This is a genomic window from Chryseobacterium sp. L12, from assembly GCF_056133985.1.
Genome location: NZ_JBVYOF010000015.1, coordinates 61923 through 84216, shown reverse-complemented (window position 1 = coordinate 84216; position 22294 = coordinate 61923). Strand labels below are relative to the sequence as shown.

Sequence of the window (22294 nt, the reverse complement as noted above, 5' to 3'; positions counted from 1 at the left end):
ATTAAAAAAACTAAGTGTAAAAATCAGTTATAATGAGTGCTAATTATAATTTCAAATATTAATTCCATTTTTATTATGCATCTTTTTCCAAATAACTTAAAATTGAAAAATTTAATGTATATTACATCGTCTAAATCCATCTCAAATGAAAAAAAATCAACCCTTTTTTAAATTAAAATCCTTTTATATTTTAGTTGCATTTTTGATATTAAACTTTGTGTATTCGCAGAGTAATTATAGTATTTCCTTTCAAGATAAAAATATTGAAATTCCGGAGAATATTAGCACATTTGAATGGAATCAAATGCCTGAAAAGGCGAAGTTCAATGAAGGTTATTTTGGTTGGTTTCAATTTTATGAAACACCAAATCAGACTATACAAGATGAGTTGAAAAATTCTAATATTAAGTTATTGGATTATATTGCCAACAGAACTTACTTGTTTTATTCTCCTATCAATACAACTGTTGATTATTTAAAAAACCTCGGTGTTAGAGGCATTATACCTGTTGATCCTTCAAATAAAATTTCAAAAGAATTAAATCATTCAGCTTTTGAGCCTTGGGCAATGGATGGTAATAATATAAAAATAACTTTGCAATTTTATAAAATTGTTCCTTTAGAAGTAGTTAAAACAGAATTAAGCAAAATAGGTGTTAAAATTGAACAAGAATATAAAGATTCAGATTTAATTGATATATCAATGCCGATACAAAATTTGAATAATTTAGCAGATCAATTTTTTGTCAAATGGATAGAATTGATACGAGCTCCAGCAGTGAAAGAGGATACCAGAGGGAAAAGTTTACATAGATCTAATAGTTTAGTCACACAAACAAGTGCTGGTACAAATTATACAGGTTTAGGAGTTGGCATATTAGTACGAGATGATGGTATTGTAGGCCCTCACATTGATTTTCAAGGACGAATAACCAACACTTTTGCTACTGGAACTGGTCAAAATCATGGTGATGGTGTAGCTGGTATTATGTCCGGTGCAGGAAATTTGAATCCAGACATGAGAGGCATGGCTGCTGGATCGAATGTTTATGTTGTTAATTATGCTTCCAGTTTTTTGGACATACAAACTCAAAATTATATAAACAATAATACAGTACAAATTACTAATTCATCATATGGTAATGGTTGTAATAGTGGCTATACAACTGTAGCAAGAACAGTGGATTTACAATCCAATTCAAATTCTAAATTATTACATGTTTTTTCGGCAGGTAATTCAAATGGAACAGATTGTGGATATGGTGCAGGTGGACAATGGGGAAATATCACTGGTGGACACAAACAAGGTAAAAATGTAATTGCGACAGCAAATGTTTTTTTTAATGGAACTATAGCAACTTCGAGCAGTAAAGGTCCTGCAAAAGACGGTAGAATAAAACCAGATATTACAGCCAATGGTCAAAATCAAAATTCAACCGATGAGAATAATCAATATCTTGTTTTCGGAGGAACTTCTGGTGCTGCTCCTGGAATTGCGGGTGTTTCTGCACAGTTGTATGAACTGTACGCCTCTTTAAATTCAGGTGTTCATCCGCCATCAGCATTGATAAAAGCAGTTTTGTTAAATACTACTAATGATTATGGAAATGTAGGTCCAGATTTTCAATTTGGCTGGGGAATAGTGAATGGAAATAGAGCAGGAAAACTTATTCAAGACAATAGATATTTTAATGCTACTGTTTCGCAAGGTGTACTAAATTCACATACTATAAATGTACCTGCAAACACTTCTCAAGTTCGATTTATGCTTTATTGGAATGACCCTGCAGCTACGGCTGGTGCAACTAGTGCATTGGTAAATGACTTGGATCTTATTGTAAAAAATCCTGCCAATAACTCTTTCTTACCATGGAAACTTGATCCTACTCCAAATGCAGTAAACTTAAATACTCCAGCAACAAACGGGATTGATAGACTAAACAATATGGAGCAAGTATTGATTAATAATCCTCCTTCTGGAAACTATACTTTAGAAGTTACTGGTTTTAATGTACCTGTAGGACCACAACAATATTTCATAGTTTATGAAATAATAACAGACAAATTAGTAATTACGTATCCAAATGGGGGCGAAAAGTTTGTTCCAGGAACTAGTGAAACAATTCATTGGGATTCAACAAATAACACTCAAAACTTTGTTTTAGAATATACTACAGATAATGGTTTAAGTTGGAATCCAATTGCTACGGTTAATAACAGTGTAAAACTTTATTCATGGACGGTTCCATCAACTATTACAGGCAGTGCGAAAATTAGAATTACAAGCGGAAGCATACAAAGCCAAAGCGTAAATCCCTTTTCAATTGCAAATATGGCAACTGGTTTGCAGATTACTCAAGTATGCCCCAATTCAGCAAGTTTTTCATGGAATGCTTTAGTTGGAGCTGAAGAATATGAACTATATAAATTAGGAATAAAATACATGGAAATTGTTGGGACTACAACAACAAACTCCATAACTATTCCAATTACTAATCCTAATGACCCCATTTGGTATGCAATTGTTGCAAAAAATAATTCGTTAGGTTGGAAATCAAGAAGAACAAATGCACTTTATTACGCTGGTGGATTGTTAAATTGTTCTTTTTCTAATGATTTAAATTTAAATGCAATTAACAATGTTGCAAGTGATTTTAATTTTGTTTGTAATACTTCACCTGTAATTATATCAGCAAGTGTAATAAATTCGGGTACAAGTCCTCAATCAAATTTTTTAATGCGTTATCAAATAAACGGCCAAGCACCAGTAGATCAAATTTATAATGGAACATTAAATCCTGGTCAGCAAATGAATTTTCAATTTACAACGCCAGTTTCGTTATCAGTTGATGGTAATTATCAATTAACCGTTTCTGTTCTTAATTCAGGAGATTTAAACACACTTAATAACAACAAACAATTGAATTTTTACGCTACAACACAAGCCGCTCCAATTAATATTACAGAAGATTTTGAAACTACTTTTCCGCCTCAATCTTGGTCTATAATAAATGCAGATAATAATACTACTTGGGTTGAAAGAACCAATGTTATAGGTATTAATGGTGCAAATTCTAAAGTAGCATATATAAACAATTACAGTTACAATGCTCCTTTACAATTAGATATAATTCAATCGAAAATTTATGATTTAACAAATGTAAGTTCCGCTAATTTAAATTTTCATCTTGCTAAAGCACAATATAGTGCTACATCATCGGATGGTTTGAGAGTAGAAATTTCTACAGATTGTGGTTTAACTTACTCAAGTGTCTATTTTAAAGATGGTCTTACTTTATCTACTATGCCAAGTTATGTTACTTCAATCTGGACACCAAGTTTAGCCACACACTGGCGATCAGAAACTATTAATCTTTCAAGTTATTTAGGACAGGTTGTTCAAATAAGATTTATTAATATCAACGGATATGGCAATAGCACTTTTATTGATAATATCAATTTAGTTAGCACATTAGCAGTAGAAAATAGCAATATCAAAAACAATACGATTTCTATCTATCCAAACCCATCAAATGATGGTGAATTTAGTATAAAATTTGCAGAAGCATCTTTCAAAACTGTACATGTTACTATTCTTGATATGGCTGGAAGAATGGTTTACCAAACCACGACAACACCAAAAAATAGCACTTTGAATGTAAGTGCTAATCTTACAAAAGGAAATTATATTGTAAAAATTATTTCTGAAAAAACAGAAACTACAGAAAAATTAATAGTTAGATAATCTCCCATGCTGGCGCAAGCATCTTGCTTGTGACCACAAAGTAAATAAACGCAAAAAGCACTCTGTAACAAGGGTTGCTTTTTTTTATCTTGTAATCCTGCATAGGCTTTGCCGAGATATAAGAACGTATAATTAGTTACTCCTTAAAATATATTTAACACATTGAATGTTAGTATTTTAAATATTAATTCATTTGTTTTTTCTTGCAGGTTTTTGTATTTTAGAGCTTTAAAACCTTGCAAATATGTTAGGAAAAAATCCAGAAAAACTGCCAGAATTATTTCGCCCGATGTTGGTGGATTTTATTGATAACAAGTACGAACTTGTATTGCTTTCAGAAAAAATTGATTGGGATTATTTCGAGAAAGAATATTCTCCATTGTATTCTAAAGTAGGCAATGCAAGTCATCCGATTCGGTTTATGGTAGGCTGTATTCTTTTGAAGCACCTGTACAATTTGGGCGATGAAACCCTTAGCTTAGCATGGATTATGAATCCTTACATGCAGTATTTTTGCGGAAGAGTTTTCTTTGAACATGAATTCCCGTGTGACCCGAGCTTAAAGCATGAAACAAAATCCACGTTATGTTAGATACATTTGCCATTGTTCTTTTTTAAAATTAAGAATACTGACATATACTCGGTCAACTTAATTTTTATAAATTTGTGATTCTTCAAACACTTATGAAAAATACACTTTACCTGTTCTTTATTTTATGTACATTAATTTTCAAAGCTCAATCTTTGAAAACAGTTTCAGTTTTCGATTCTGAAGAAAATAAGCCAGTTCCTAATGCAAAAATTCTTACAGAAACAAGAGTTTATTATACTAATGAAGATGGTAAGGTTTTAATTCCTGAAAATATTAAAGAGATTGAGATTTCTGCACCTCTTTATGAAAATAAAAAAACCGGCATTTCCGCTCAAATTTTTCTAAAACCTCTTTTCAAAGAAATTGAAGAGGTAACAATTACAAATATTGATTTAAAAAAACTATTCCAAGACTTAATTGATAATTACAAAACAGTTTACTATTCAAGCCCTTCACTTTATTCAGGAACCATAAAACAAAAGTCATTCGTTGATGGAAAAATTTCACATCTTTTGGTAGCAGATGTTAATATCTGGACTAAATTTAATTTTTTTAACTTCAGTGCATCGAAAGACGCCGACAGCTTTTTCAATATTGGTCTTAATAATATTAGATATTACAAAACAATAAAGCTGGACGAAAAATATCCTTTTCAATCTGTTCCGAATTTACAACCGGAAGATTTTGTAGGAACTTTCTTCATGAATCGTCAGATTGTGGGAATGCTGAATGTTTTTAAGGATACAAAAATAAAAACTTCATTACTATACGAAAATGCAGGTATTCAGAAACTCCGTTTTGAAACTGAAAAAAATGAGAAATTAGGAGTGAAATTTGCCGGCTTTATAACGTATAATAAAAATGACCGTGCAATTGTAAATATGCAGGTGGATATTGATCAAAACAATGTTGAAACAGAAAAAAAAGCAAAAAACGGCGAACTTTACAATAGTAATACGACTAAGGCAAACGTGTTTTTTGACTTTTACAAAAGAAACAACAAGTATTTGCCATCACTTATTACAGTTACAGGAGAAGGGTATTGTGAATTTAAAAACAGAAAAATACCATTTGCTGCTTATCAGGAAATAAAGCTGGAAAATTTCGTTGAAGGAAATAAAAGAGGTTTGAAAGAAAAAATAGACCTCTCCAAGCCTTTTGTAGAAAATGTTCCCGATAAAAAGATCAATGAAACCAGCACATTGCTCTCTAAAGAAGAACAGAATTTTATTGACACAAAACAATAATATAAAACAGCAAATGATATATCTCGTTACCGGAGGAAGCGGTTTCATAGGTTCCCATCTGATAGAAAATTTATTAAAAAAAGGACATTCTGTCATTAATGTTGACAATTTTGATGATTTTTATGATTATAAAATAAAAATCGAAAATACTTTGGAGTCTTTAAACATAAATCAGCAATTTGAATTTGCAGATAAGAAAAAAGATACCGAAAGACTTTCTGCTCTTACAAAATCCCCACAGTATCAGTTGTTTTTTCAGGACATCCGGGATAAATCTGGGCTGGAAAAAATTTTCAGCGAAAATACAATAGATATGGTAATTCATCTGGCTGCTCTTGCCGGAGTTCGTCCTTCTATTGAAAGACCTCTGGAATATGAAGAAGTAAATGTCCGCGGAACGATGAATCTTCTGGAACTTTGCTGTCAGTTTCACGTTAAAAAAATTGTCTGTGCATCTTCATCCAGCGTTTATGGAAACAACCAGAAAGTTCCTTTCTCTGAAAACGATAATGTAGATAATCCTATATCGCCTTATGCTGCAACCAAAAAATGTGTAGAGATTTTAGGTCATGTGTACCATGATTTATATAAAATTGATATGATTCAATTAAGGTTCTTTACCGTGTACGGACCGAGACAAAGACCCGATCTTGCCATTTACAAATTCACTAAATTAATTTCTGAAGACAAAGAAATTCCCTTCTATGGTGATGGCAATACGGCAAGAGACTATACGTATATTGATGATATTATTGATGGGGTTTTAAAGTCTGCCTCTTATCTTGAAAATAATTCAGATGTTTACGAGATCATTAATTTGGGAGAAAACGAAGTTATTACATTATCTGAAATGCTTTCTGAAATTGAAAAAAATCTTGGTAAAACTGCCATCCGGAAAAATCTGCCATTACAACCGGGTGATGTATTGAAAACCAATGCAGATATAGCAAAAGCAAGACACTTAATAGACTATCATCCTGCCACAAACTTCCAAAATGGCATAAAAAAATTTGTGGAATGGTTTTTGAGAAAATGACAGCAATACGCCGGAAAAACTTTGGTAGCAATACTTTAAAGTTTTCAGCAATAAATATTTTATTAAAAGAATTGAAAATCAAGTCATAAAAAAGTTTATAATATAACCTATTTTTATACTTTTGCAAAAAAAATAAAAATTATGTACTGGACATTAGAATTAGCTTCTTATTTAAGCGACGCACCTTGGCCGATGACAAAAGCAGAACTTATCGACTATGCGATCAGAACTGGTGCACCAATGGAAGTAGTGGAAAACCTTCAGGCAATTGAGGACGAAGGCGAAATCTACGATGCAATTGATGAAATCTGGAGCGATTATCCTACAGATGAAGATTATCTTTGGAACGAAGACGAATATTAATAAGCACCTAAGCTTTAGGCATCACGCTTAAAGCTTTTTTGCCTTTTCTACATATCAATTTACACGTTAAGTGTTATTAAAACGCTTAAAGCATTTCGCTTAAAGCATAAAGCAAAAATTTATGAGTTTTTTAAACAAAGTTCTTAAAGGGTTTTTGGGAGACAAAAAAGCGCAGGACCTAAAAGAAGTAAAAAAAGTTGTAACAAAAATCAAAGCCGTTGAACCAACGATTCAGCAATTGTCTGATGATGGTTTGAGAGAGAAAACTGCGGAGTTTAAATCTAAAATAAAAGAGGCAACAAGCAGCATCTCGGCGCAGATAGAACAAATTAAAGAGCAGATCAAAAACTCCAAGAATGTAGATGAAAAAGAAGCTCTTTTTTCTAGAATCGAGACTTTAAAGAAAGATTCTTACGAAATTGAAGAAAAAGTACTGGCTCAGGTATTGCCGGAAGCTTTTGCTTTAATTAAAGAAACATCCAGAAGATGGGCTCAGAATGGTGAGATCCGTGTAACAGCGACAGATTGGGACAGACAATTGGCGGCTGCAGGAAAAGATTTTATCGAAATTCAGGGCGACCAGGCTGTATGGAAAAATTCATGGAACGCTGCAGGAACTCCTGTAGTATGGGACATGGTGCATTATGATGTTCAGTTTATCGGCGGGGTAATTCTTCACAGCGGAAAAATTGCCGAAATGGCAACAGGTGAAGGTAAAACGTTAGTAGGAACACTTCCGATTTACTTAAATGCGCTTCCGGAAAGAGGAGTACACGTAGTAACCGTTAACGATTATCTTGCAAAAAGAGACTCGGCATGGATGGGACCATTGTATCAGTTCCACGGAATGTCTATTGACTGTATTGACAACCATCAGCCAAATTCTGACGGAAGAAGAAAAGCATACAATTCGGATATTACTTACGGAACCAATAATGAGTTCGGTTTTGATTACCTTAGAGATAATATGGTGACTTCACCAACTGAATTGGTTCAGAGAGAGTTGAATTTTGCCATAGTTGATGAGGTTGACTCCGTATTGGTGGATGATGCAAGAACGCCGTTAATTATTTCCGGTCCTGTGCCGCAAGGAGACAGACAGGAATTTGATGTTTTGAAACCTTCTATCGACAGAATCGTTGAGGTTCAGAAAAAAACAGTTTCTGCAATTTTTAACGAAGCAAAAAAATTAATTGCCGCAGGTAACACCAAAGAAGGTGGTTTCAAGTTGCTTCAGGCTTACAGAGGTCTTCCAAAAAACAGACAGTTAATTAAATTTTTATCGGAGAGCGGAAACCGTGCATTGCTTCAGAAAGTAGAAGCGCAGTATATGCAGGACAACAACCGTGATATGCCGATTGTAGATAAAGATCTTTACTTCGTGATTGAAGAAAAGAATAATCAGGTGGATTTGACCGATAAAGGGGTTGAATACATGTCTCAGGGGAATTCGGATCCTAACTTTTTCGTACTTCCGGATATCGGGACAGAAATTGCAGAAGTTGAAGCTAAAAATTTATCTAAAGAAGAAGAATTTGAAGCTAAAGAAAAACTTTTTTCAGAATTTGCCGAGAAATCTGAGCGTGTGCATACGATGAGCCAGTTGTTGAAGGCATATACTTTATTTGAGAAAGATGACGAATATGTCGTTATTGACGGGGAAGTAAAAATCGTTGACGAACAGACAGGTCGTATCATGGAAGGAAGACGTTATTCAGACGGTCTTCACCAGGCAATTGAGGCTAAAGAAAATGTAAAAATTGAAGCAGCTACTCAAACTTTTGCAACAGTTACCCTTCAGAATTACTTCCGTATGTACAACAAATTGGCGGGGATGACGGGTACAGCAGAAACTGAAGCGGGAGAATTGTGGCAGATTTATAAGCTGGATGTAGTGGTAATCCCTACCAACAGACCAATTCAGAGACATGATAAACAGGATTTGGTGTATAAAACCAATCGTGAAAAATACAATGCAGTAATTGAAGAAATAGAAAGACTTACCGCAGCAGGAAGACCTGTTTTGGTGGGTACAACTTCGGTTGAGATTTCACAGTTATTGTCAAAGGCGCTACAGCTTAGAAAAATTCAGCATCAGGTTTTGAATGCGAAACTTCACAAAAGAGAAGCGGAAATTGTAGCTGGAGCAGGACAGCCGGGAGTGGTAACCATTGCAACCAATATGGCGGGTCGTGGTACCGATATTAAGCTTTCTAAAGAAGTAAAAGAAGCAGGAGGTTTAGCAATTATCGGGACAGAAAGACATGATTCCAGACGTGTTGACAGACAGCTGAGAGGTAGAGCAGGAAGACAGGGAGATCCTGGAAGCTCACAGTTTTATGTTTCTTTGGAAGATAATCTGATGCGTTTATTCGGTTCTGAAAGAATTGCCAAAATGATGGATAGAATGGGGCATAAAGAGGGTGAGGTAATTCAGCATTCTATGATTTCTAAATCTATCGAAAGAGCGCAGAAAAAAGTAGAAGAAAACAACTTCGGAGTAAGAAAAAGATTGTTGGAGTATGATGATGTGATGAATAAGCAGCGTGACGTAATCTACAAGAGAAGAAAGAATGCATTATTCGGAGATCATTTAAAATATGATATTACCAACATGATTTTTGATGTGGCAAACTCTATAGTTTCTAAAGGGAAAGTATCCGGAAATTATAAAGATTTTGAGTTTGAAGTCATTAAAAATTTCACAATGGAATCTCCGGTTTCTGAAAATGATTTTAAATCAAAACAAATTCCTGAGCTTACCAATATTCTTTTCAAAGCTGCTCAGGAAGATTATAATATGAAGCTTAATCTCCTGAAAGAGAAATCATTCCCGATTATAGAAAATGTATACCAGAATCAAGGTTCTATGTTCAAAATGATTCAGGTTCCTTTTACAGATGGGACAAAGACATTAACTATTGTTACTGATCTGAAAGAAGCTTATGAAACACAATGTGACAGCTTGATTAATGATTTTGAAAAGAATATTACTTTATCCATTATTGATGAAAACTGGAAACTTCACCTTCGTGAGATGGACGATTTAAGAAGATCTTCTCAAGGTGCGGTTTATGAGCAGAAAGATCCTTTGGTAATTTACAAACAGGAATCTTTCCATCTTTTCAGTGAAATGGTAGATAAAATGAATAAAGAAATCATTTCATTCTTATACAGAGGAGAAATTCCTGCGTAAGATTTAATTTTTAAAATAGAAAAGTCCTGTTGATGATCCGACAGGACTTTTTATTTGGAATAAATCTTAACAAGCTGACAAAAATCACTCAATTGATTAATTTAGAATAATTAAAAACAATATATTTGCAAAAAGTTTTTAATATTATGAAGAAAGTTTTGGTGTGTGTATCTATTTTGGGTACAGTTGCAGCAACTGCACAGGAAAAAGATTCTGTAAATGCAAAGAATATTGATGAAGTAGTTGTTGCCGGATATTTGTCAAAAGACAGCCAGTCTGCCAACAAAATGCCTTTGAAAGATATTGAGAATCCGCAGGTTTACAATACTGTAAATAAAAATGTAATCAAAGAGCAGGTGGTGACCAATTTTAATGATGCCTTGAAGAATGTTACCGGAATTACAAGGCTTTGGGAGTCTACAGGAAGAGGCAACGACGGAGGAGAATTTTATTCAATGAGGGGATTTTCTTTACAGCCCAACCTTATCAATGGAATGCCGGCTTTTAATAACGGAACACTAGATCCTGCCGGAATTGAAATAATTGAAGCTATAAAAGGACCTTCAGGTACATTGTATGGCGGAAGCGTAATTTCTTATGGCGGTCTTCTGAATGTTATTACTAAAAAACCGTATCATTATTTCGGGGGAGAAGTAGGCTACGTTACCGGAACTTATGGTCTGAATCGTGTAACAGCAGATGTGAATGCTCCCGTTGCAAAAAATATGTTTGCAAGAGTAAATGCAGCGTATCAAAAACAAAATTCTTTTCAGGATGCAGGATACAGCGAATCATTTTATGTAAATCCTTCCTTGAAGTTTATTGCTAATGATAGACTTACTTTCTTTATCAATACTGAGATTAAAAAATCTGATGCAGCCAATGCTCCCATGATTTTCTTAAGCAGATACAGTCCGTTATCATTTAATTCTATTGATGTATTTGAGCAGAATTACAAAAAATCGTATACTTCAAATGATCTGAATATCAAAAACTCTACTTTCAATATTCAGGCACAGGCTCAATATAAAATATCCGATAACTGGACATCAAGTACCATACTTTCCAGAGGAAATAGTAAAACAGATGGTTACTACCAATATTTATGGGATTCTTCCAACGGAAATGAGTTTACAAGATTTATCACGAAGGCTTACGGAGAAACCAATACAACAGGAATTCAGCAGAATTTTGTAGGAAACTTCAATATCGGAAGCGTAAAAAACAAACTTTTATTCGGATTAGATTACTTGCAAAGAGAATTTTTGATTGGAGGAACGGGCTGGACAGGATTCGGAACAATTTCTTTAATAAACCAAACCGATACATCTTTTCAAAACTTAAATAAATCTGCTGTAGATAATGCGCTTGCAGGAACCAATCAGGAAATAAATACAATGACGGCACAGATTTACAGTGCGTATGTTTCAGATGTGATAAATATATTTCCTAACTTATCTGCAATGTTAAGTTTAAGACTTGATCATTTTACAGGAAACCCTACGGCATTTGCTACGGAAGAATCTGAGCCTACTACTACTTTGTCTCCAAAATTAGGATTGGTTTATCAGCCGATAAAAGATAAGGTTTCAGTTTTTGCAAATTACATGAACGGATTCCAGAATGTTGAGCCGCAACTGGTTCAGTTTACAGATCAAACCGGAAATGTTACCGGACAGGAAGTCCGCTATTTTACTCCGGAACAGGCGAATCAGTGGGAAGTAGGGACTAAAGCAAGCTTAATCAAAGATAAACTATCTATTACAGCGAGTTACTACGATATTAAAGTTAAAAACAAATTGATGGGAACAGGTCCTGATGTAAGTCAGGGAGGAGAGGTAGAAAGTAAGGGTTTCGAAATAAGTGTTGTTGGTAGTCCGATTGAAGGATTAAATGTTATTGCAGGATTCAGTTCAAATGACAGCAAAGTGGTTGCAGGAGATGATACTTATGTAGGGTACAGACCTGAAGAAGCTGGACCAAGAAATATTTTTAATTTTTGGACTAACTATAAAATCCAGCAGGGAGTTCTGAAAAATGTAGGAATTGGTTTTGGAGCCAATTCTGCAAGCGAATTATATACATTAAACAGAGCGGCAGTCGGTACTTTTGCAATTCCTAGTTATGCTGTTTTCAATGCGGCATTGTCTTATAATGCTGAAAAATATTCAGTAATAATGAAACTGGACAATATTGCCAATAAAAAATACTTTACAGGATGGTCTACAGTAACTCCGCAAAGACTGAGAACATTATCTCTAAGTTTAAATTATAAATTTTAGAACAAAAATACTTTGAGTAAAAGAAGTTTTTTATAAAATACATTCTGAGCCAGGCTTTTTAAAGCTTGGCTTTGTGCGTTTAATTCAATAGTAGAAATGAGAAAAAAACATCATCATCAAAAAAAGAAGCCGACACTTTTCAAGAAATGGACGGGAAAGCTGCATCTCTGGTTCGGACTTTCTATCGGGCTTATTATATTTGTTGTTTCGGTGACAGGAGCTTTATACGTCTTTAAAGACGAAATAGAAAACTATACCCGTAAAGATGTTGTTTATCATAACGAAAAAAATATTGAGCAAAAGCAGACTCTTCCTATTCGTGTTTTAGAAAAAGCTGTAGAAACTCAGGTTCCGGAAAAATATAAGATTCATTGGGTAAATGTTCCGATTGATAAAAAAATGTCTTATCAGTTTTACTGGTATGAGCATGATACGGAAGGAACCTGGAACTATTTTGATGAGTTTCCTATTTTCAAAGTAGCCTATGTAAATCCATATACAGGTGATGTTCTTCGGGTTTATGATGAGAAAAACGGCTTCTTTCAGATCGTCAAAATGATTCACTGGAGTTTTTTACTCAAACAGGATTGGGGAAAATATGTTGTGGGAATACCGGTCATCATTTTTATCATTATGCTGATTTCAGGAATTATTCTGTGGTGGCCAAAAAACAGAGCAGCCCGCAAGCAAAGATTTTCATTTAACTGGAAAAATGTTAAAAGCTGGAAAAGAAAAAATTATGATTTACACAACGTTTTAGGTTTTTATACATCCGTTTTTGGATTAATTTTCGCCATTACGGGGCTTTTTTACGCTTTTTTTGTAGTTCAGACCATGATATACGTAGTTTTTTCCGGCGGAAATACTGTTTACCCGGACTTTTCTCATATTACTACAAAAGCTCCTGTCGAAATGCGTAATGAGACAACTTTAGATAAAGTAATGGCAACTGTAGAACAAAAATATCCCGATTCTTACGGATATTCTATTGATTTGGGACATCCGCATATGGATGATCATGAGCATCCTAATTTTTCAGTTTTTGTGAAACATCTTTCCTATTCTTATCATAAAAACAGCAGCCTTATTTTTGATGAAAACTCAGGTGAGCTTCTTCACACACATGATCATGATGACAAAAATCTTGGTGAAAAAGCAATTGCAGCCAATTACGATGTTCATGTAGGTTCTATTTTGGGACTTCCTACCAAGATTATCGCATTTGTTGTAAGTCTTATGTGTGCATCCTTGCCTGTAACAGGTTTTCTGATTTGGTGGGGTAGGAGGAAAAAGCAGAAAAAAGCTGTAATATCATTCAAAAAATAAAGAATTATTTCTATTAATAAAGATTAAATCAATCTTTTTTATAAATTTATTGCTTCTAAATTATACAATAATAAAAATGTCAGTAATAGATTTGTCAAAACAGGTTGCATTAGGGATAGATATTGGTGGAACAAATACCAAGTTCGGACTGGTTAATCACAGAGGTGAAATTATAGTTAAAGGTTCTATCTCTACCGATCAGTATGAGACAGCAGAAGCTTTTGTGGATGCTTTATACGAAACCATTAAGCCATTGATAGATAAACATTGTGACGGAAAAATAATGGAAGGTATCGGAGTAGGCGCACCGAATGCAAACTATTACACCGGAACAATCGAACACGCACCCAATCTTCCATGGAAAGGAGTGATAAATTTTGCTGAATTGATGTCTGCAAAATTTGGAAGCCCTTGTAAAATGACCAATGATGCCAATGCTGCTGCTCTGGGAGAGATGATGTACGGAGCTGCACGTGGGATGAAAGATTTTATTATGATTACTTTAGGAACCGGCGTAGGAAGCGGAATTGTTTCGGGAGGTAATCTGATCTACGGACATGATGGTTTTGCCGGAGAGTTGGGACATACCATTGTAAAACCGGGAGGAAGAAAACATTGGAGTACAGGCTCTGAAGGCAGTCTTGAAGCGTATGCTTCCGCAACAGGAATTTCTATCACCGCTAAAAAAATGAGAGCAGAATTTCCAGATTCTATGCTCAATAGCTATCCTGAAGATGCCATCAATTCTAAAACAGTTTATGAATGTGCAGAAAAAGGAGACGCTGTCGCTATTGAAGTATTCAGATATACAGGTCAGAAGTTAGGAGAAGCTTTGGCAAATTTTGTTATGTTTTCCTCACCACAGGCAATACTCTTGTTCGGAGGCGTTATTAAAGCAGGAGATTTTATTTTAAAGCCTGCAAAGCTCCACATGGAAAGAAATCTTCTTCCTATCTTCAGAAATAAAGTAAAACTTGTCTTTAGTGAACTTGATGAGGCTGATGCTGCAATTTTAGGAGCAAGCGCATTGGTTTGGGAAAAGTAGAATTGAATAATTTATACACAAAAATAAAGCATCCGAAAATGGATGCTTTTGCTTTTTATATTTAGGTTAAATTGATTCTGAAAACTGCTTTAAAAGATCAGTCAGTGTATTCACATCATGTACTCCGCTTTGCTTGTACAGCAATTCACCGTTTTTGAAAACAGCTAAGGTTGGAACTCCTCTTACGCCTACCTGAGCTGCAATATCTGGGTATTGGTCTACATCCAACATCATAATTCTTGCAGACTCTCCTACATTTTCTTTTACTTTTGTCAAAACTGAAGACTGTACTTTACAAGGCTGACACCATGTTGCGAAAAAGTCAATAAGAACCGGACGTTCAGAGTTGATAACTTCCTGAAATTTTTTAGACATTTAGATCAAATTTAAAGGACTTTAGACTGACAAACAAAATCCGAAACCGGAAGTTTTTCTGTTTTTTTTATTCCGTTGAATCCTCCTTCTATTTCCGTGAAATTTCTGATTCCGTGAGAGTTAAGAATACTGGCTGCGATCATGCTGCGGTAGCCTCCCGCACAGTGTAAAAAGAAATGTTCAGAATCATCAATCGCAGAAACCCATTCGCTGATGATATCTAGAGGTCTGCTATACGCATTGTCAATATGTTCTGCGGAATATTCTGAAATTTTTCTTACATCAATTACTTTTGAATTTGCAGTAAACTGTTCAGCAAATTCAGCAGGAGAAATCCTTTTTACTTCGTCAATTTCTTTGCTGGATTTTTTCCATGCATCAAATCCTCCTTTCAGATATCCCAAAACATTGTCAAAACCAACTCTGCTCAATCGCATAATTACTTCTTCTTCAGTTCCTTCATCAGAAACCAATATGATAGGTTGCTGTACATCTACTACCAATGTTCCTACCCAAGGTGCAAAGTCTCCTTTTAGACCAATATTGATCGAATTGGGAATAAAACCTTTGTGAAAATCTGCTGGATTTCGGGTGTCTAAAATTAAGGCACCCGTTTCTTCTGCAAAGCTTTCAAAGTCTTCAACAGAAATAGGGTTAAGACCTTTATTCATGACAACTTCCAGACTTTCGTAACCACCTTTATTAAGTGCAACATTCATCCCGAAATATTTCGGAGGAGCAGTTAACCCATCCAAAACTTCTCTTATAAAAGATTCTTTATCCGGCTGATTGAGTGCGTAGTTTGTTTTTTTCTGATTTCCAAGAATATCAACAGTTTCTTTCTGCATATTTTTTCCGCAGGCAGATCCGGCTCCATGTGCTGGATAAACAGTAATGCTGTCATCCAAAGGCATGATTTTCGACTGTAAACTGTCATAAAGAATTCCCGCCAAATCTTCTTGCGTAAGATTGGTTGCTTTCTGGGCAAGGTCAGGTCTTCCGACGTCACCTAAAAATAAAGTATCTCCGGTAAAAATAGCAGTTTCGATACCATTTTCGTCAATTAAAAGATACGTTGTGCTTTCCATAGTGTGACCGGGCGTGTGAAGAGTCTTTATTTTGATTTTTCCAATTTCAAAAATTTGACCATCTTCAGCAATGATTGCCTCAAACTGAGGTTCTGCGGTGGGACCGTACACGATAGAAGCATTTGTTTTTTCACCTAAATCCAAATGACCCGAGACGAAATCTGCATGAAAGTGAGTTTCAAATATATATTTTAGAGTAACATTATCTTTTTCTAATCGATCCAGATAAGGTTTTACCTCTCTCAGCGGATCTATAATTGCTGCTTCATTTTCTGATACGATATAATATGCACCTTGTGCTAAACAGCCTGTATATATTTGCTCAATTTTCATTTGGGATTGATAATTTGTCTTTAATGTACAAAAATCGGATATTATTTTCTAAAAAGCCAGTAAAATGAATATCTGTTATGATAGAATAAATCTATAAAGTTTCATTTAGTTTAAATCATAGAATAATTTGTAGTAGATATCATCTAGCTCCTCAGAAATCTTATGGTTTTTTTTAAACTCTACATAGGATGTTTTATAAGTCTCACCTTCAGGATAATCAATTACTCCCATGTTTCTGTTATAGAGGTAATGTTTAATGAGTTTATTATCAGAAATTACAATCAGATCTTCAAAATATTTTTTTGTTTCAGGAGTTTGTTCCCAATTGTTTTTGTTTGTTTTGTAAAATTCCAGCATCTTTTCTGTAGCATAAACTTCAGATTCAATTTGCATATCATTAAAGCCTGTTAAAATATCTTTTATATCCAGATTTTTTTTCAGCCATTCTATTTTGGCTTCTGCAGCGACGAGGGTTGCTTTCGTCATCATAGAATCTCTTTTTACGATAGGAGAAAAGAGAATGTCCGGAGAATCGTTCACCGGTAATGTTTTTGTTGCGGCAATATCCAAAACACTGAAATAATTTTCTGTTTTCTGTTTCAGATCAAGTAATTGCTCGTTGGTCATTTCGTCGCTTGAGACTCTTATTTTAAATGTCCATCCGCCACTTTCATAGATTGCAAGTAGAGAGTTTTTTTCAACAGGTCTTATTCCATTGAAGAAGTCGGCTTCAACCATTGAATTTTTGAACAGTGAATAAATATAATGTACATTGAGTTGATCACCCGAAATTTTTCCGAATAAAGGTTTCATCTCAACATGGGTTTGTGAGTTTTTATTAATGGCAACCCAATAGCTCAAAAACTCATCTCTGAGTGTCTGATTATTAATTTCTTCTTTCGGATAGATGTAAATGGTAAGGACGGTTTTATTTTTCTTAGATTGTTTTTGTACATAACTGATTCCCATATTTTTATTTTTAGAATCGTATGATCGCACTGTTTCTCTCTCAAAACCTGCCCATAGTTTCGGGAAAACGGTTTTTGTCCATTGATGGGTAAAGTCATCTTTTACTTTAAGATCAACGGGTTTTTGATTTTGCTGAGAGAAAATAATAACTGAAATAAAACAAAAGGAAAAAAACAGACTTTTTCTAAACATAATTAAGGTATTCTGACTGCTAAATTAAATTTATTTTATTAAAGTGGTGGTGTAGTCTAATAAGTAAAAGAGATTATTAAAACTTTTTACAAAAAACTTTATCTTTAGATGTTAAAAAAATCAAATGAGAGACAAAACAAAATTTATTGACGAACTTACTGCAAGATATACTCCGAAAGGGGAACATATCATTTTAGGCAAAGGAATGTTGGATGGCGATGTCGTAACGGAAGTGAATGTCACCATTCCTTTAAAAACAATCAACCGTCATGGTCTTATTGCCGGAGCTACAGGAACCGGAAAAACAAAAACACTCCAGGTTTTTGCAGAGCAGCTTTCGCATGCAGGAGTTCCGTCTTTAGTTTTAGATATTAAAGGAGATTTTTCGGGTATTGCAGAAGCCGGAAAAATGAATTCTGTTATTGAAGAGCGATACGCAAAAACACAACTTTCTTACAATCCGCAGGCTTTTCCTGTTGAGCTGATGAGTATTTCGGGCGGAAAAGGTGTGAAATTACGTGCTACAGTTACCGAATTTGGTCCTGTTTTATTAAGCAAGATTTTAGAACTGAATGATACCCAGCAAAGTATCATGTCGATTGTTTTCAAATATTGTGATGATAAAGGATTGCCTTTAATAGACTTAAATGACCTCAAGAAAGTTCTGCAATATGTTACGGATAATCCGCAGGGAAAAGCAGAATTGTCAGCCAATTACGGCTCTATTGCCTCTGCGTCTTTAGGTGCAATTTTAAGATCCATCGTTGCTTTGGAACAGCAGGGAGCATCAGATTTTTTTGGAGAGCTGAGTTTTGATGTTCATGATTTACTGGAAACACGAGATGGAAAAGGCGTTGTTAATATTTTACGGGTTGCAGATATTCAAAGTAAATCGCAATTGTTTTCTACGTTTATGCTTTCGCTTTTTGCTGAAATTTACATGACCTTTCCGGAAGAAGGCGACAGCGGAAAACCTAAACTGGTTCTTTTCATTGATGAAGCGCATCTGATTTTTGATGAATCTTCCAAAGCTTTAATTTCACAAATTGAAACGATGGTGAAACTTATTCGTTCTAAAGGTGTCGGGATTTATTTTATCACTCAGATTCCAGGTGATGTACCGGAAAATGTGCTTTCTCAGTTAGGTTTAAAAATTCAACATGCATTGAGAGGTTTTACGGCAAAAGATAAAAAAGAGATTTCCAAGGCTGTAGAAAATTATCCTTCAACAGAATTTTATAATGCTTCAGAACTCATCCAAAATTTAGGAATTGGTGAAGCTTTTGTTACTGCGTTGGATGAAAAAGGAATTCCAACGCCTCTGGTTCATACTTATCTAATTTCTCCCGAATCCAGAATGGATGTTTTGAATGATGCCGAAGTTTCAGATCTGGTTTCAAGATCTGCACTGGTCGCTAAATATGAAAAGCCGATTGATAGCGAATCTGCCTACGAAATCTTAGTGCAAAGAATGGAGCAGGCTGTCGAAAATTCAGCTTCTACACAAAAAACAAAACCGGTAAAAGAAGAACCGGGAATGTTTGAAAAGGTTTTAAACAGTAGACAGGGAAGAACTTTTACAAATACTTTGCTGCGTGAAGGTGCAAAAGCGATTTTAGGAATGCTCGGTTTAGGAGGTAGAAAAAGAAGGTAACTGCAAGTTTCTGGAATTTTATTATTTTAGCAGAATTGCGTTTTAACAACGGACGATCAAAAGGTTTGGTTTTTGATTGCTGAATTTGTAAAGTAAGATTAGAAATAAATGTATTCAATTATAGATATAGAAAGTAATGGTGCAGGTTTCAGAAAAGAATGCATTATAGATATTGCCATTTATCGCTATGATGGTCAGAAAATTGTAGACCAGTTTATCTCTTTGGTAAATCCTGAGAGTGATATTACCCCTTTTGTGCAAAAACTGACCGGAATTACTCCAAAAATGGTAAAAACTGCTCCAAAATTTCATGAATTGGCAAAAAGAGTTGTAGAAATCACACAGAATACCACATTGGTGGGTCATAATATTGATTTTGATTACAGAATGCTCCGTCAATCATTCAGTCGGCTTGGGTATGATTTTAAAATCAATACTTTAGATACGATACCTCTGGCTAAAAAGCTGATTCCTGATGAGGTAAGTTATTCACTTCAAAAATTGGTTAAATCTCTCGGTATTCCGCTTTCTAATGCTCATAGGGCAGAAGGTGACGCAAGAGCTACTTTAGAACTGTTCAAGCTTTTAATCTCAAAAGATACAGAAAACGAAATTATTCAGAAACAGCACGAAGAGACTAATGCTAAGAATTATATTAACAAAATCAGAGAGTTAACTCAGGATCTGCCTAACGAAAAAGGATTTGTCTACTTTCAGAACGGAGACGGAAAAATTATTTTTTCGGATTATGTGCAGGACATTAATAAGTTTTCTAAAAAACTGTTTAATTCCAAATCCAAAAAATGGGAAATAATACAGCAGGAGGTGGAACAGATTCGTTTTGAACTTACAGGCTCGGATATCATTGCCAAATTGATTCTAAATTCTAAAGGAATTAAAAAAAGGGAAGTGTTTCCATTCGGACTGTATTTTAGAAAACAAAAGTATATTGTAGAGAAAAATAATTTAAACAAAACCGAAAAACCGATTCTCAGATTCAAAGCATTTACGCAGGGTACAAAAGCTGTTCAGTTTATTCAGCTTCTTGAAGAATGGAAAGATCCTGAAAATCTTAAATCTAAAATTGATTTCAGAAAAAGAAACGAACTTTGGCTGGGAACGGGCAGAAAGCTTGGCGAAAAATTATTTATCATCGTAGAAAACGGAAAGCCTGTTTCGTATGGTTTTTATGAACTTTTTACCCAGATTCAGACGATGAGCAAAATTTCAAAACTGAAAATTGATCTGCCGCTTCCCGTCACAGATCTTATCAATGACCTGCAGCTCGCTTTGCTTCGCAGTGATTTTGAAACACTTCCGCTGCCAAAATAACGAGGCTTCTTCAGAACCTTTTTTCTCAATGTAAAAAAGAAATAGTATTTTTGCAGAAATTAAACAAAGCAATGCAGAATTTTAAACAAAATAAAACCGGAAAAAAGGGAGCTGTAAAGTTCTCTAAGGTTTGGAATATTTAAAAGAGTAGCTTGCATAAAATAATCATTGCGGCAGACTCTTTTTTAAGAATCTGTCGTTTTTTATGTCAAAAATGAAATTATGAATTCAAAAGATTTACTTAAAATTGCCAATGAATTTGGTACACCGTTGTATGTATACAATGCAGACTCGATAAAAGCACAATACGAAACACTTTCTTCGTCATTTTTAAAACACACCAAGTTTTTTTATGCTGCCAAAGCTTTAACAAATATCAATATATTAAAGTATATCAAAAATTTAGGAGCTTCATTGGATTGTGTATCCATCAATGAAGTAAAATTGGGTTTAAAGGCAGGATTTCCAAAAGAAAAAATTCTTTTCACGCCCAACTGTGTAGATCTTGCTGAGATTGAAGAAGCGATGCAGTATGGCGTTCACATCAACATCGACAATATCTCTATTCTGGAGCAGTTCGGGAACAAATACGGAAATTCTTATCCGATTTTTGTCAGAATCAATCCGCATATTTATGCCGGTGGAAACCACAAAATTTCTACAGGACATATTGATTCAAAATTTGGTATTTCAATTCACCAGATGCGTCATATTGAAAGAGTAATGAAATCAACGAATCTGAATGTAGAAGGGCTTCATATGCATACCGGAAGTGAGATTAAAGATCCGGAAGTTTTCATTCAGGCATTGGAAATTATGCTGGATCTGGCTGAACATTTTCCGAATCTGAAATATCTTGACATGGGAAGCGGATTCAAAATTCCTTATCAGGACAGTGAAATGGAAACAGACGTAAAAACTTTAGGAAAGAAAGTAGAAAAAGTACTCTCCGAATATGCCAAAACAGCCGGAAGAAAATTTGAGCTATGGTTTGAGCCCGGAAAATTTTTGGTGGGAAAGAGCGGATATCTTCTGGTAAAAGCAAATGTTATCAAACAGACCACCGCAACCGTTTTTGTAGGAGTAAACTCAGGATTTAATCATCTGATCCGTCCTATGTTTTATGATTCTTACCACGAAATTGAAAATTTATCCAATCCGAAAGGAGCCGAAAGGATTTATACTGTTGTAGGAAATATTTGTGAAACCGATACTTTTGCATGGGACCGAAAACTGAATGAGGTAAGAGAAGGTGATATTCTGGCTTTTCATACTGCGGGAGCTTATGGTTTTGAGATGAGTTCTAATTTTAATTCAAGACTTAAGCCTGCGGAAGTTTTATTTTTGGACGGCAAAGCACATTTAATCAGAAAAAGAGACGAGTTTGAAGACTTACTAAGAAATCAGATTGAAGTTTTATAATTTAAACTTAAATAAAAAAAAGGAAACTTCACTTTTGTCGTGGAGTTTCTTTTTTTTGGCTCAATTTTTACTGTGAAATTTAATGATTAGCTTTTAT

15 protein-coding genes are annotated in these 22294 nt (G+C 34.6%); 12 read left to right on the top strand and 3 right to left on the bottom strand.

Translation table 11 applies throughout. The features are described from left to right. The first annotated feature begins 145 nt into the window (after positions 1-145). The 9 genes from AC0NBN_RS09500 to AC0NBN_RS09460 all read left to right on the top strand — a co-directional run bounded on the left by AC0NBN_RS09500 (position 146) and on the right by AC0NBN_RS09460 (position 14832). A complete protein-coding gene (locus AC0NBN_RS09500; RefSeq protein WP_160812617.1) occupies positions 146-3745 on the top strand; it encodes a S8 family serine peptidase in 3600 nt (1199 codons plus the stop codon). Between the two features lie 244 nt (positions 3746-3989). Further along, positions 3990-4337: a transposase gene (locus AC0NBN_RS09495; RefSeq protein ID WP_160812616.1), complete on the top strand. Its 348-nt coding sequence runs from the start codon at positions 3990-3992 to the stop codon at positions 4335-4337. Between the two features lie 92 nt (positions 4338-4429). After that, complete coding sequence (locus AC0NBN_RS09490; protein ID WP_474468244.1) at positions 4430-5584, top strand: hypothetical protein; 1155 nt, start codon at positions 4430-4432, stop codon at positions 5582-5584. Between the two features lie 13 nt (positions 5585-5597). Beyond that, on the top strand, positions 5598-6620 hold the full coding sequence (locus AC0NBN_RS09485; RefSeq protein WP_160812614.1) for a GDP-mannose 4,6-dehydratase: 1023 nt from the start codon (positions 5598-5600) through the stop codon (positions 6618-6620). A gap of 141 nt (positions 6621-6761) precedes the next feature. Continuing rightward, entirely contained in the window at positions 6762-6983 is a 222-nt protein-coding gene (locus tag AC0NBN_RS09480; protein WP_027382805.1) for a DUF2795 domain-containing protein, read from the top strand. A gap of 121 nt (positions 6984-7104) precedes the next feature. Then, positions 7105-10179 (top strand): preprotein translocase subunit SecA, encoded by a 3075-nt coding sequence (secA, locus tag AC0NBN_RS09475; RefSeq protein WP_160812613.1) that lies wholly within the window; start codon positions 7105-7107, stop codon positions 10177-10179. A 146-nt stretch (positions 10180-10325) separates the two neighbouring features. After that, complete coding sequence (locus AC0NBN_RS09470) at positions 10326-12461, top strand: TonB-dependent receptor (protein WP_160812612.1); 2136 nt, start codon at positions 10326-10328, stop codon at positions 12459-12461. Between the two features lie 96 nt (positions 12462-12557). Next, positions 12558-13787: a PepSY-associated TM helix domain-containing protein gene (locus AC0NBN_RS09465; RefSeq protein ID WP_160812611.1), complete on the top strand. Its 1230-nt coding sequence runs from the start codon at positions 12558-12560 to the stop codon at positions 13785-13787. A 76-nt stretch (positions 13788-13863) separates the two neighbouring features. Then, complete coding sequence (locus AC0NBN_RS09460; protein ID WP_160812610.1) at positions 13864-14832, top strand: ROK family protein; 969 nt, start codon at positions 13864-13866, stop codon at positions 14830-14832. 66 nt (positions 14833-14898) lie between these two features. On the opposite strand, the gene AC0NBN_RS09455 is transcribed toward AC0NBN_RS09460, so the two are convergent. From AC0NBN_RS09455 to AC0NBN_RS09445, 3 genes are all read right to left on the bottom strand, one after another. Next, positions 14899-15207, bottom strand: a complete 309-nt coding sequence (locus tag AC0NBN_RS09455; RefSeq protein WP_143883126.1) for a thioredoxin family protein — start codon at positions 15205-15207, stop codon at positions 14899-14901. Positions 15208-15218: 11 nt separating this feature from the next. Next, positions 15219-16628: an MBL fold metallo-hydrolase gene (locus tag AC0NBN_RS09450; protein ID WP_160812609.1), complete on the bottom strand. Its 1410-nt coding sequence runs from the start codon at positions 16626-16628 to the stop codon at positions 15219-15221. Between the two features lie 105 nt (positions 16629-16733). Next, entirely contained in the window at positions 16734-17789 is a 1056-nt protein-coding gene (locus AC0NBN_RS09445; RefSeq protein WP_160812608.1) for a hypothetical protein, read from the bottom strand. A 124-nt stretch (positions 17790-17913) separates the two neighbouring features. On the opposite strand from AC0NBN_RS09445, the gene AC0NBN_RS09440 reads away from it, so the two are divergent. The 3 genes from AC0NBN_RS09440 to lysA all read left to right on the top strand — a co-directional run bounded on the left by AC0NBN_RS09440 (position 17914) and on the right by lysA (position 22197). Continuing rightward, positions 17914-19443: a helicase HerA-like domain-containing protein gene (locus tag AC0NBN_RS09440; RefSeq protein ID WP_160812607.1), complete on the top strand. Its 1530-nt coding sequence runs from the start codon at positions 17914-17916 to the stop codon at positions 19441-19443. Between the two features lie 108 nt (positions 19444-19551). Beyond that, a complete protein-coding gene (locus tag AC0NBN_RS09435; RefSeq protein WP_160812606.1) occupies positions 19552-20775 on the top strand; it encodes a 3'-5' exonuclease in 1224 nt (407 codons plus the stop codon). Between the two features lie 222 nt (positions 20776-20997). Next, on the top strand, positions 20998-22197 hold the full coding sequence (lysA, locus tag AC0NBN_RS09430; protein ID WP_474468237.1) for a diaminopimelate decarboxylase: 1200 nt from the start codon (positions 20998-21000) through the stop codon (positions 22195-22197). The last annotated feature ends 97 nt before the right edge of the window (positions 22198-22294 follow it).